This is a genomic window from Amycolatopsis sp. cmx-8-4, from assembly GCF_046548675.1.
GTDB lineage: Bacteria > Actinomycetota > Actinomycetes > Mycobacteriales > Pseudonocardiaceae > Amycolatopsis.
This window is the reverse complement of the sequence record NZ_JAEBDZ010000018.1, coordinates 107,346-120,100: the sequence shown is the minus strand read 5'-3', so window position 1 is coordinate 120,100 and position 12,755 is coordinate 107,346. Positions and strand designations below refer to the sequence as shown.

At 69.0% G+C, this 12,755-nt stretch carries 7 protein-coding genes; 6 read left to right on the top strand and 1 reads right to left on the bottom strand.

Annotated features, from left to right (window positions below; genetic code table 11):
- The first annotated feature begins 45 nt into the window (after window positions 1–45).
- The 6 genes from ACLJQZ_RS32365 to ACLJQZ_RS32340 all read left to right on the top strand — a co-directional run bounded on the left by ACLJQZ_RS32365 (window position 46) and on the right by ACLJQZ_RS32340 (window position 11,178).
- Window positions 46–1,830, top strand: coding sequence for a ricin-type beta-trefoil lectin domain protein (locus ACLJQZ_RS32365; RefSeq protein ID WP_410623626.1), 1,785 nt, complete (start codon window positions 46–48; stop codon window positions 1,828–1,830).
- A gap of 36 nt (window positions 1,831–1,866) precedes the next feature.
- Entirely contained in the window at window positions 1,867–2,985 is a 1,119-nt protein-coding gene (locus ACLJQZ_RS32360; RefSeq protein ID WP_410623625.1) for a ricin-type beta-trefoil lectin domain protein, read from the top strand.
- A 250-nt stretch (window positions 2,986–3,235) separates the two neighbouring features.
- Complete coding sequence (locus ACLJQZ_RS32355; protein ID WP_410623624.1) at window positions 3,236–4,699, top strand: glycoside hydrolase family 76 protein; 1,464 nt, start codon at window positions 3,236–3,238, stop codon at window positions 4,697–4,699.
- 38 nt (window positions 4,700–4,737) lie between these two features.
- Window positions 4,738–7,650 (top strand): glycoside hydrolase family 3 C-terminal domain-containing protein, encoded by a 2,913-nt coding sequence (locus tag ACLJQZ_RS32350; protein WP_410623623.1) that lies wholly within the window; start codon window positions 4,738–4,740, stop codon window positions 7,648–7,650.
- 77 nt (window positions 7,651–7,727) lie between these two features.
- Entirely contained in the window at window positions 7,728–10,820 is a 3,093-nt protein-coding gene (locus tag ACLJQZ_RS32345) for a ricin-type beta-trefoil lectin domain protein (RefSeq protein ID WP_410623622.1), read from the top strand.
- A 121-nt stretch (window positions 10,821–10,941) separates the two neighbouring features.
- Window positions 10,942–11,178: a hypothetical protein gene (locus ACLJQZ_RS32340; protein WP_410623621.1), complete on the top strand. Its 237-nt coding sequence runs from the start codon at window positions 10,942–10,944 to the stop codon at window positions 11,176–11,178.
- A gap of 82 nt (window positions 11,179–11,260) precedes the next feature.
- Here ACLJQZ_RS32340 and ACLJQZ_RS32335 read toward each other — a convergent pair whose 3' ends face one another.
- The gene (locus ACLJQZ_RS32335) at window positions 11,261–12,739 is read right to left on the bottom strand and encodes a carboxylesterase/lipase family protein (RefSeq protein WP_410623620.1); all 1,479 of its coding nucleotides are present in this window, start codon (window positions 12,737–12,739) and stop codon (window positions 11,261–11,263) included.
- Window positions 12,740–12,755: the final 16 nt, after the last annotated feature.

The following is a 12,755-nucleotide window of genomic DNA, read 5'->3' as shown; positions in this document are numbered from 1 at the left end:
AGCCGGCCCGCCCTGCGGTTCGCCAACGCGAGCACGCAATCGACGTTGGGCGCCGCGTACACGAAGGCGCTGACCAACCTGCTCGACGTCAACACCGTCCGCTACGACCCGGCCGTGTACAACCAGTCGGGTCTGCTGACCGATCCTCCGGGAACCTTCCTGCGCGCGGGCGCCGAATACCCGCAGCCGTGGACCAGGGACGCATCGGTCAATTCGTGGAACGCGGCAAGCCTGCTCGATCCCGCCACCGCCGCGAACACCCTGTGGTCGGTGGTCCGCAGGCAGGCCAACGGCCAGCTGATCCTTCAGCAAGACGACCAGTTGTGGGACCAGGTCGTGTGGTTGACGGCCGCCTGGAACCACTACCTGGCCACCGGCGACCGAACCTTTCTGGCCAACGCGTACCAGACCGCCGTCAACACTCTGAACGCACGCAAGAGCGTGAGCTTCAATTCCACGTACGGCCTGTTCCAGGGTCCGTCGTTCTTCAACGACGGCATTGCGGGCTACCCCGCCCCGCCGGCTGACGCCACCGAAAGCAAAGGTGGTTTCGTCGGCTCCTACCCGACCGACAAGCTCATGACGTTGAGCACCAACACGCTGTACTACTCGGCATTCCGAAGCGCGGCCCTGATGGCATCTGCCCTCGCCCGGCCCGCCGCCGAAGTCACGGCCCAGAACGCGGCGGCGGACGCCCTGAAGTCGAGAATCAACCAGTACTTCTGGATCCCCGCCAAAGGCACCTACGGCTACCTGATCCACAACGGTGACGGCGGCCCGACCGGCACACTGGATCAGTCCGAAGAGGGCACCGGCCTTTCCTTCGCCGTCCTCTTCGGCATCGCGAGCACCGACCAGGCCCGATCGATCATGCAGAACGCCCACGTCCAGCCCCACGGCATCGTGGACGTGTACCCGCACTTCCCGCGCTACGACGACAGCCGGCCGGGCCGGCACAACGTCAGCGTGTGGCCGATGATCCAGGGCTACTGGGCCGAAGCCGCCGCCAAAACCGGCAACCAGGCGCGCTTCGCCACCGAGGTCACCACCCTGGCCGCACTCGCCAACACCAGCGGCGGGTTCTACGAGATCTACAACTTCCTCTCCGGCGCCCCGGACGGCGGCTGGCAAACCGGTGGCCACTGGGGCCCGGTGCGGGACCAGACCTGGTCGGCGACGGCCTACCTGCGGATGGTGTACGACGGCCTGTTCGGGATGAACCTCACCCCGGACGGCATCACCTGGACACCGACGCTGCCGTGGGGCTGGGGCGACGTGACCCTGTCCGGGCTGCGCTACCGGGCAGCGAACCTCGACGTCACCCTGCGCGGTGCCGGCAACGTCATCACCTCCTTCAAGCTCGACGGCGTCGCCCGGTCCGACCACTTCCTGCCCGCCACCCTGAGCGGCACCCACTCACTCGAGATCACCCTGTCCGACCACCAGCCCAGCGCCGTCAGCGGCTACGCGGGACTGTGCCTGGACGTGCGCAACGCGAGCAGCGCGAACGCCACCCCGATCCAGCTCTGGCCCTGCAACGGCAGTCCCGCCCAGCAGTGGACCGCCGACCGGGCCGGCAACACCCTGCATGTCCTCGGCAAGTGCCTCGACGTCAACGGCGGCGGCACCGCCAACGGCACCCTGGTGAGTCTCTACGACTGCAACGGCACCGGCGCGCAGGTCTGGGTGCCACGTCCGGACGGTTCGCTGTACAACCCGCAGTCGGCCCGGTGCCTGGACGTACCCGGGTGGTCCACCGCCTGGGGCACCCAGGTCGAGATCTGGGACTGCACCGGAGCCGCCAACCAGCAATGGGGACTGTCCACCTGAGAAACCTCCCGCCTACCGCGAATACGAGGATGGATGATGAACGGGTTCAAAGCTGCCTGCGTCACGATCACGGCACTCGCGTGCGCCGCCGCCCTGCCGGCGATGGCCGATGCGGCGAGCAGACCTGCCGCCGCCGCGGCAGCAGCATCCACGCTGCGGGTGCTGCCCCTGGGTGACTCGATCACCTGGGGAATCGGCAGCAGCACCGGCAACAGCTACCGGGCGTTCCTCTCCGACCAGCTACGAGCCGAAGGGCACGCGGTCGACATGGTCGGCAGCGGCCGCAACGGCACCATGGCCGATCCCGACAACGAGGGCCACTCCGGCTGGCGCATCGACCAGATCGCCGGCATCGCCGACTACACCCTCGCCCGGTACCGGCCCAACGTCGTCACCCTCGAGATCGGTACCAACGACCTCGGGCAGCAGTACCAGGTGCCCACGGCGCCGGACCGGCTGCACGCCCTGATCGACCAGATCACCCGCGACGCGCCCGACGCGACCGTCCTGGTCGGCTCGCTGGTCGTCTCCACCAGCTCTACCGAAGAACCCCTGCGCGGACCCTTCAACGCCGCCATCCCCGGCATCGTCCAACAGGAACAGGCCGCGGGCCGGCACGTCCGCTACGTCGACATGAGCGCGCTGAACACCGCCGATCTGTCCGATGCGTTGCACCCCAACGACAACGGCTACCGCAAGATGGCCGACGCGTTCAACGCCGGAATCCAGGCAGCCGACAGCGCCGGATGGATCACGCCGCCAGGCACGGCCGGGCGCCCGGTGCGGTCAGGCATCGCGGGCAAGTGCCTGGATGTCAACGGCGGCAACAGCGCCAACGGCACCACCGCGCAGGTCTGGGGCTGCAACGCCACCGTCGCCCAGCTCTGGAGCAACTTCCCCGACGGAACCATGCAGGCTTTGGGCAAGTGCCTCGACGCCACCGGCTACGGCACCGCGAACGGAACCCCGGTGGCGATCTGGGACTGCCACGGAGGCAGCAACCAGCAGTGGCAGCCCTACAACGGCGGCTACCGCAACCCCGCATCGGGCCGCTGCCTGGACGACCCGGCCTCCTCCGCCGTCGACGGCACCCAGCTCGTCCTGTGGGACTGCAACGGTGGCCCGAACCAGAAGTGGACGGCCGACGCCGCCTGATCAGCACGAGCAGATCAGTGACTGATGAAGATCCTGAAGAGCCTCGGGGTGCGCAATGGTCGCGCTCGCGACCACGGCCACGGCACGCCTGCGGCGGGCGCGGCACCCTCCCCTCCCCTGAGACCGTGTTCTAGGCGTAGAACGAGGCCTTTTTGGTTCAGAACAACAGCGAGACCTTCGTGCAACGGCACCCCCGCGCAGACCTGATCCCTGCCGAACTCCTGATCGCCGTGAGCTGTGGAGCACCCTCATGAAGAGCACAAGACCGTTGCTGACCGCGGTTCTCGCGGTGGCGGCGACGTTGTCGGTCGGCGCAGCCGCCAAGCCGGCGAACCCACCCGCGACCTCGGTCGCGAACGCCGCCGCCGCGGTGATCTGCGACAAGTACTGCGAACCCCGTGACCCTTCCCTGAGCCCGCAGGACCGGATCCCCGTCACCGCCTCGGTGTCCGGCCGCTCCCTGGCGCTGCACTTCGACGACACCGACGCGATGGGCTGGGCGTCGATCGACAACGGCGCCGCGGCGGACGAGGTCTGGCTCGACCGGTCGATGGACGGCGGCCGGACCTGGAGCTCGGGCAGCAAACTCGGCGACACCCGCACCCCCGCCGGCAGCGGTGGCTGGCGGACCCAGATGTACAACGTCGACGACTGGAACGCCCAAGGCGTCGGGGCTCTGCGGGCCTGCGGCCAGGCCACAGGCGGCACCGCGATCGCGTGCACCGCGTGGGCACGGACCACCTGGAACGCCGGCGACCGGCGCACCGCGGCGGCCACGGCGCTGATGATGTCCTACGACCGCCGGTCCAAGCTCTTCGGCGGCAACGGCTGGTGGACCAGCGCCAACGCACTGACCGCCGTCATCGACAACGCCCGGGTCAGCGGCATGGGCAGCTACCGGTACGCGATCGCGGACACCTATGACAAGAACCTCGTGGCCCAGGGCGGCAACTTCACGAACGAGTACCTCGACGACACCGGTTGGTGGGGCCTGGCGTGGGTGGACGCCTACGACCTGACCGGTGACAGCCGCTACCTGACCACCGCCCGCGCCGACGCGGACCACATGTTCGCGAACTGGAACGGCACCTGCGGTGGCGGCGTCCGGTGGAGCACGACCGGCAACTACAAGAACGCGATCACCAACGAGCTGTTCCTGCAGCTCACCTCGGCCCTGCACAACCGCATCCCCGGCGACACCACCTACCTCACCCGGGCGAAGAGTGAGTGGAGCTGGTTCACGGGCAGCGGGATGATCAACGGTGATCACCTGATCAACGACGGCTTGACCGACTCCTGCGCCAACAACGGCCAGCCCACCTGGAGCTACAACCAGGGCGTGGTGCTGGGCGGTCTGACCGAGCTGTACCGGGCCACCGGGGACGCGTCGCTGCTCGACACCGCCCGGGGTCTGGCCGACGCCTCGAGCGTCAAGCTGCAGACCGGCGGGGTGCTGCGCGAGCCCGGTGAAGGCGATGGCTGCACTGGCGACGGCCCCAGCTTCAAGGGCGCCTACGTCCGTGGGCTGGGCAAGCTCAGCTCCCAGCTGGGTGACCACCCCTACACCGCGAGGCTGCGCACCTGGGCTGATACCGCGTACGCCAAGGACCGCAACGCTCTCGACCAGTACGGCCCGCACTGGGCCGGCGGCACCGGCAGCAGCGACTACGGCTGCCAGCAGAGCGTGCTCGACCTGCTCAACGCCGCCGGCTGAACCCGGATCTCGTGATCGACAACGTCGAGGATGGCACTATGCGCACGTCTCCACCCGGGGTGTTCCGTTCGCTGATGGCCACGGCCGCCGCCGTCTTGCTGGCCGTCGGCGGGGCGCCGGAGGTCCAGGCTGCCGTCCAGCCGTGGATGAACACCGCCCAGACCCCCGAACAACGCGCCGCCGAGCTCCTGGCGGCCATGACTCAGGCCGAGAAGCTGACGATGCTGCACGGCGGCGCGTCGTGTGGCTACGTCGGCTGCGTCGACTCCAACACCCGGCTGGGCATCCCCGCGCTGCACCTGCAGGACGGGCCCGCCGGGGTCGGCGACGGCGTCACCGGCGTCACCCAGCTCGCCTCCCCCGTCGCCGGCGCGGCGAGCTGGGACACCGCCCTGATGCGGCAGTACGGCGAGACGCTGGGCGCCGAGCAGTGGGGCAAAGGCACCAACGTCGAACTCGGCCCCACCGTCAACATCGTGCGTGACCCGCGGTGGGGCCGGGCCTTCGAGTCGTTCGGCGAGGATCCGTACCTGACCGGGCAGCTGAGCGCCGCGGACATCCAGGGCATCCAGAGCCAGGGCCCGATGGCGCAGGTCAAGCACTACGCGGTCTACAACCAGGAAACCAATCGCAACAGCAGCGCCGACAACGCGATAGTCAGCGACCGCGCCGAACGAGAGATCTACCTGCCCGCCTTCGAAACGTCGGTGAAAACCGGCGGCGCCGACTCCGTGATGTGCTCCTACTCCGCCATCAACGGCCCGTTCGCCTGCGAGAACGGCCCGCTGCAGAACTCGATCCTGAAGAACGAGTGGGGCTTCGACGGGTTCGTCACCGCCGACTGGGGCGCCACCCACTCCACCGTTGCCTCAGCCAACAACGGCCTCGACATGGAGATGCCCGACAGCCGGTACTACGGCGCCGCGCTCACCACCGCCGTGAACAACGGCCAGGTCTCCCCGGCCACCATCGACGACCACGTCCGGCGCATCCTCACCTCCATGTTCCGGCGCGGGCTCTTCGACCGCGCCCAGACCGGCACCCTCACCACCCCGGTCACCTCGGCCGCGCACACCGCGGTGACCCGCCAGGTGGCCGCCGCCGGCACAGTGCTGCTGAAGAACACGAACGCGACACTGCCGATCACGACCGGTACCAAGTCGATCGCCGTGCTCGGCAGCGGCGGCGACGCCGCCCCGCTGTACCAGGGCGGCGGCAGCGCGGGCGTCAACCCCAGCGGCGCGGTCAGCCCCTACCGCGGCATCCAGGCGCGCGCCGGCTCCGCCGCCACGGTCACCTACGCCTCCGGCAGCGCGTCCGGACCGATCTACGGCCTGGCCGGCAAGTGCGTGGACGTCGCCGCGGCGAACGACGCGAACGGCACCCCTGTCCAGCTCTACGACTGCAACAGCAGCTCCGCGCAGACTTGGACCGCCGCCGCGGACGGCACCGTGCGGGCGCTCGGCAAGTGCCTGGACGTCACCGGCGGCGCCACAGCCGACGGCACGAAGATCGAGCTGTACGACTGCAACGGCACCGGCGCCCAGAAGTGGACCGTCTCCGGCGGTGCCCTGGTCAACCCCGCGTCCGGCAAATGCCTCGACGTACCCGCCGCCAACCCCGCCAACAGCGTCCAGCTGCAGCTCTACACCTGCAACACCAGCCCCGCACAGACCTGGCGGGTGACCGGCAGCGCGAACGCGCACGACCAGGCGGTCGCCGCGGCCCGCGCCGCGAACCTGGCCGTCGTAATCGTCGGCCGGTTCGAGGCCGAGGGCAGCGACCTGCCCGACCTCAGCCTGCCCGCCGAGCAGAACCAGCTCGTCGCCGACGTCGCGGCCGCCAACCCGAACACCGTCGTCGTGGTGAACAGCGGCTCCGCGGTGACCATGCCGTGGGCCGGCTCGGTCCGCGGCATCATCGAGAGCTGGTACCCCGGCCAGGAGTACGGCAACGCACTGGCGTCGATCCTCTTCGGCGACGTCAACCCGTCCGGCAAGCTGCCGGTCACGTTCCCCGCCTCCCTCGCCGACGTCCCGGCGCACACCGCCGCCCAGTGGCCGGGGCAGAACGGCGCCGTGCAGTACTCCGAAGGCATCGACGTCGGGTACCGCTGGTACGACCGGCACAACATCGCGCCACTGTTCCCGTTCGGGTACGGCCTGTCCTACACCACCTTCCGGTACGCCAACCTGACCGTCAGCTCCCCTGCCGCCAACGGTGTCGCCGTGGCCTTCGACGTCACCAACACCGGCACCCGCGCCGGCTCCGAAGTCCCCCAGGTCTATGTCGGACAGCCGGCGAGTACCGGCGAACCGGCGAAGAATCTGCGGGGCTTCAGCAAGGTCACGCTGAACCCGGGCCAGACCCAACGGGTCACCACCACGCTCGACGCCCGCAGCTTCCAGGCTTGGACCGGCGGTTACTGGACCCGGACCGCCGGCACGTTCCAGGTGCTGGTCGGTGCGTCCTCGCGCGACATCCGGCTCACCGGCAACGTCACGCTCGGCGCGCCCGCGCCGATCGTCGGCTACCAGAACTTGTGCGCCGACGTCCGTGCCGCCGCAACGGTCAACGGCACCCCAGTCCAGATCTACACCTGCAACGGCAGCGGCGCGCAGAGCTGGACGGCTCAGGGTGGCACCCTCCAGGCCCTCGGCAAGTGCCTGGACGTCACGGCGGGCGGCACGACCGACGGCACCCCGGTTCAGCTGTACGACTGCAACGGCAGCGCCGCGCAGACCTGGCAGCCGCGCGCCGACGGCTCGGTGCTCAACCCGCAGTCGGGCCGGTGCCTCGACGATCCCGGCTCGTCCACCACCCTCGGCACCCAGCTGGTGATCTGGGCCTGCACCGGCGGCGCCAACCAGCGCTGGACCTCCCCTCCTGACCCCGGCCGGTTGGCACTCAGTGCTGTCGCCACCATGCCCCGTCAACTGTCAGCCACGTAGAGGAGCTTTCCTTGGCCAGAGCGCGACTCTTCCCAGCTGCACGGCCGCGGTTACGCCGACTGGCTGCGCTGGCAGGCGTGGTCGTCACCGCTGCGGCGGTGACCCTCACGGCCGGGGCACCTCCCAGCGTCGCGGCGCCGGTCAAACCGGCGCCGATGACGACACCGTGGACGGCCGCGGCCACCGCCAACATCGCCAACCCGTTGCCGGAATACCCCCGGCCGCAGATGACCCGTGCGGATTGGCAGAGCCTCAACGGTGAATGGCAGTTCAGCGCCGCCTCCGCCGGCCAGGCACCTCCGGTGAACCAGACACTGCCGGAGCGGATCAACGTTCCCTACCCGGCGGAGTCGGCACTGTCGGGCATCCAGCGTCATCTGGACCGGATGTGGTATCGCAGGTCCTTCACCGTGCCTTCCGCCTGGAACGGACGTCGCACGCTGCTCAACTTCGGCGCGGTCGATCAGCAGGCGACCGTATACGTCAACGGCAGTCAGGCCGGTTCGCACACCGGTGGCTACGACGCGTTCCAGTTCGACATCACGCCTTACCTGCGCGCCGGCTCCAACGAAATCATCGTCGGTGTCTACGACCCCACCGACGCGGGTAGCGGCGCGGTCGGCAAGCAGCGCACCTCCCCGGGTGGGATCTTCTACTCGGCCACCTCGGGGATCTGGCAGACCGTGTGGCTCGAGCCGGTCGCTCCCGCCCACGTCACGAGCCTGGAGATGACCCCGGACGTTCCCGGCCAAGCTCTCGACATCGTCGTGCGTGGCGCCGGCATCGGCGGTCAGGGCGTGCGGGTGGCCGCGTCGCTGCCCGACGGCGGGGCAGTCGTGGCTACGGCAACCGGAGGCATCGGCGGCAGGATCCGTGTGCCGATCCCGAATCCACATTGGTGGAGCCCCGACGACCCGTTCCTCTACAACGTCTCGGTGACGTTGACCGGTGCCGGCGGCGGTGACGCGGTCGGCGGGTACTTCGGCATGCGTTCGATCGGCCTGAAAACGGTCGACGGCGTAGCCCGCATCGTCCTGAACGGAAACTTCGTCTTCCAGACCGGCATGCTCGACCAGGGGTTCTGGCCCGACGGCATCTACACCGCCCCGACCGATGACGCGCTCAGGTCCGACATCCAGCAGCAGAAGAGCTGGGGGTTCAACCTGATCCGCAAGCACATCAAGGTCGAGCCGCAGCGCTGGTACTACTGGGCGGACAAACTCGGAATGCTGGTGTGGCAGGACATGCCGGCGATGACCAGCTCACCCGGCGCGACCGCGCAGAGCCAGTGGCTGAGTGAGTTCCACAACGTCGTCAGCCAGCACCTCAGCTCTCCGTCGATCGTCATGTGGATCGACCAGAACGAAGGCTGGGGATCGTTCGACCCCGCCGGCGTCGCGAACACCGTCAAGAGCTGGGACCCCAGCCGCCTCGTGGACAACATGAGCGGGGTGAACTGCTGCGGTGCTTCCGACGGCGGCAACGGTGACGTCTGGGACTACCACACCTACACCGGACCCGACTCGCCGCCACCGACGGGTGCCCGGGCCAACGTCCTCGGCGAATACGGCGGGCTCGGGCTCATCGTCAGCGGGCACGAGTTCCAGGTAGGTCGCGGCTTCGGCTACGAAATGGAGCCGGACGCCGCCACGCTCACCAACAGGTTCCTCGGCATGGCCAGATCACTGACCGGGTTGATGGCCTACAAAGGCCTCAACGCCGCTGTGTACACCGAACCCTACGACGTCGAAACCGAGAGCAACGGCTTCGCCACCTACGACCGGCAGGTCGTCAAGATCGACCCGTCGGCCGTGCGGGCCGCGAACCAGAGCCTGATCGCGGCATCACGAAACCTGCCCGGACAGCGTGTTTCCCTGCCGGTCAACGGAAGCGTGTCGATCCAGGCCACCACCGCTGGTTCCACCGACCGGTACGTCCGGCACCAGAACGGCGTGGCCGCTGCTTCCGTCATCACCAGCGGAAGTTCAGACCTGGACAAGCAGGACGCGACGTTCACCGTCCGTACCGGCCTGGCCGACGGTTCGTGCATCTCACTTGAGTCCCATAATTACCCGGGAAGTTTCCTGCGCCAGAGCAACGCGCAGGTCGTCAGGGCCGACAACGACGGCACGTCGACGTTCGCCGGAGACGCCACCTTCTGCCCCATCCCCGGCAACTCGGGCAGCGGCACGTCCCTGCTCTCCTGGTCCCGGCCGAGCAAGTTCTTGCGGCTCGCCAACGGAACCGTCTGGGTCGGGCAGGACGGCGCCGGGAAGTCACCCGCCGCACAGGACACCACCGCCCACTTCATGAGCGACACCAGTTGGAACATCACCGCGCCGTGGGCGGCCGGCGCCATCCCCGCAGCCGTCGTCGCCACCGGGGCGGTGCACTCCGGCCTGGCCGGCAGGTGCCTGGACGTTCAGGCAGCAGGCACCGCCGACGGAACTCCGGTCACGCTCTACGACTGCAATTCGAGCGCGGCGCAGCAGTGGAGCTCCTACACCGATGGTTCGCTGCGGGCGTTCGGCAAGTGCCTCGACGCCGGAGGTGCCGGAACAGCCAACGGCACCAAAGTCCTGCTCTGGGGCTGCACCGGCGCGGCAAACCAGCAGTGGCGGCCCTACGACGGCTCGTACCGCAATCCCCTCTCCGGCCGGTGCCTGGACGTTCCGGGCAACAACACCGCCAACGGCGTCCAGCTGCAGCTGTGGTACTGCAACGGCAGCATCAACCAAGGGTGGTCGACGCCCGGATTCACCGCGGCACCCGGCAGCTCCGGAGCCGTCAAGTCCGGGATCGCGGGCAAATGCGCAGACGTCCAGGGCGGCAACACAGCCAACGGGACACCAGTGATCATCTGGGACTGCGCCGGCGCCGCGCCGAACCAGCAATGGACGGTGTACTCCGACCATTCGTTGCGTTCCCTCGGAAAGTGCCTGGAGAGCGCTGCGGGAGGGACCGCCGGAGGGACGAAACTGCAGCTGTCCGACTGCGTCGGCGTCCGGAACCAGCAGTGGGTGCCGTCCAACGGCGGTTACCTCAACCCCGCTTCCGGACGCTGCGTCGACGACCCAGGCGGCTCGGCCACCAACGGCACCCAGCTCGAGCTCTGGGACTGCAACGGCAGCCCAGGACAGAAATGGACCCAGCCAGGCAGCGCATCCTGAACGACGCGGCCCGATGCGGTCACGATCGGCCTGGTGGGACCCGGCTGACCGCCGGGTCCCACCAGGCCAACGTCCACCACAGCGCCGCAGTCATCGCGCGAGACTTGTCACGGAGACCAAGATGACCGATTCCGATCATTCCGATCACGCCCGCGGCCCAGCCGCGCCGGTGACAGCGCAGCCGAAGCGATGGCCGTGGATCGTCGCCGGGCTCCTGCTGGCCATCGCTGCCACAGTCCGGATCGTCGACGAGCAACGCTATGGGTTGCCGATCGGCTTGACATTGTTGGCCGCGGTGACCGTGGTCAACCACCTCATCGATCGACGCCAGGCATGCCGCGCGGTGCCCCCCGGATGACGCCGGTACCGCTGGCCGGTAGCGATGATCAGTTGTCCGGCCAGGCGCCAGAATCCACGAGACGCCGTCCCGCGAACCACTTTCACCGCCCGGTTTTGTCCCATTCACCGAAGAGGTACCAGGTATTCGGTGACCAGCCAGGATGACCGGTCTTGACGAACCGAACCCACGCCCCGTGAGTCTCGGCCGCCAGGGTGATGTCCGGTTCCCCGGGCCCGAGCAGACCGCGCGGTCCACGCAACGACGGCAATGCGAGCTGGTCGAACACGAAGGGAAGCTCGATGCAATGACACGCTCCCAGCCGACCATCACAGGCGCCTGAAGCCCACCGGAACTCGTAGGAGAACGTGCTGCCTCGGGAACGAACGACGTGTGCTGCGGCCAACCGGCGGCTGCCGGCGGTGAACGCATCCGTGATGACCCTCGACAGCAGCTGACCAGGGGACTTGTCCGGGAACAGGCCGCGGTAACCGGCCAGGCGGGCTTCCGGGTCGGGAAAACGACGTCGCGCTGCGGCAAGCAGGTCGGGTTCGCCGGCGGTCTCGCTCAGGCCGTTGGGGATGGTGTAGAGGTTGGCCTCGTCAGCCGTGCTACCGATCAGCAGGTCGGTGGCGAGTCCGGGACGAAGGGTGTCGGCCGGCTGGCCGGTCAGCAGCACGCCGTCGATCACCGGTTTGAACGGGCTGGCTCCTACCGCGGTGTCGAGGAAGCCGTGTGCGGCGTGGTCGAGCGGCGGCAGCGCGGTGGACAGCTCGGCAAGCTGGACGTCGGTCAGGTTGCCCAACGACGCCGCTGTAACGTCCCGGCCGAGCAGCAACGAGATTCCCTGCGTCGCCAAGGCCGCTTGGCCGGGCTCGAACGCGCAGTCTCCGGTGCCGCTCTGGCTGATCGCCCGCTGGAACAGCCCCTCGGCCGCCGGACAGGCCAGGAGCGCGGCGACGATCATCGCGCCGGCGGACTGGCCCGCGACGGTCACCCGGTCTGGATCACCGCCGAAGGATCCGATGTTCTCGGCGACCCAGCGCAGGCCGGCGAGCACGTCGAGCAGTCCCCGGTTGGCGGGAGCGTCGGGGACTTCGAGCCAGCCGCTCGCGCCGAGCCGGTAGTTCAGCGTGACCAGCACGACGCCGTCTCGGGTGAAGGACGTTCCGTCGTACACGTCGGCGGATCCGGTCCCGGCGGTCAACCCGCCGCCGTGCACGAACACCAGCACCGGCAGGCCGCCGGTATGAGGATCAGGTGTGCTGACCGTCGCTGTGAGGTAGTCGTCGCCGGTCTGCCGTCCCGTGCCGAGGATCGGGGACAGGTCCAAACTACCGAAGTCCCGGCGCGGCGCCGGAGCGCTCGGCCCGGCGAAGGAGGCGTCGCGAATCCCCGTCCAGGGCGCGGCGGCCGTGGGTGGCGCGAATCGCCGTGGGCCGGTGGGCGCCGCTGCGTAGGGGATCGAGTGGAAGACGACACCGGTCGGGGAGGCCGCTCCTCGCACCAGCCCGCCGGTGACTCGTGTGTTCGGGGAGATACTCGTGCTCACGGAGACTCCATTGTGGATCCGATGTGGCATACCGCCGGCCGGGCGG

Coding starts and splice junctions, on each gene's coding strand:
- ACLJQZ_RS32355 (WP_410623624.1), top strand. CDS start 3,236: ATGAAGAGCACAAGACCGTTGCTGACCGCGGTTCTCGCGGTGGCGGCG.
- ACLJQZ_RS32335 (WP_410623620.1), bottom strand. CDS start 12,739: ATGCCACATCGGATCCACAATGGAGTCTCCGTGAGCACGAGTATCTCC.
- ACLJQZ_RS32350 (WP_410623623.1), top strand. CDS start 4,738: ATGCGCACGTCTCCACCCGGGGTGTTCCGTTCGCTGATGGCCACGGCC.
- ACLJQZ_RS32340 (WP_410623621.1), top strand. CDS start 10,942: ATGACCGATTCCGATCATTCCGATCACGCCCGCGGCCCAGCCGCGCCG.
- ACLJQZ_RS32360 (WP_410623625.1), top strand. CDS start 1,867: ATGAACGGGTTCAAAGCTGCCTGCGTCACGATCACGGCACTCGCGTGC.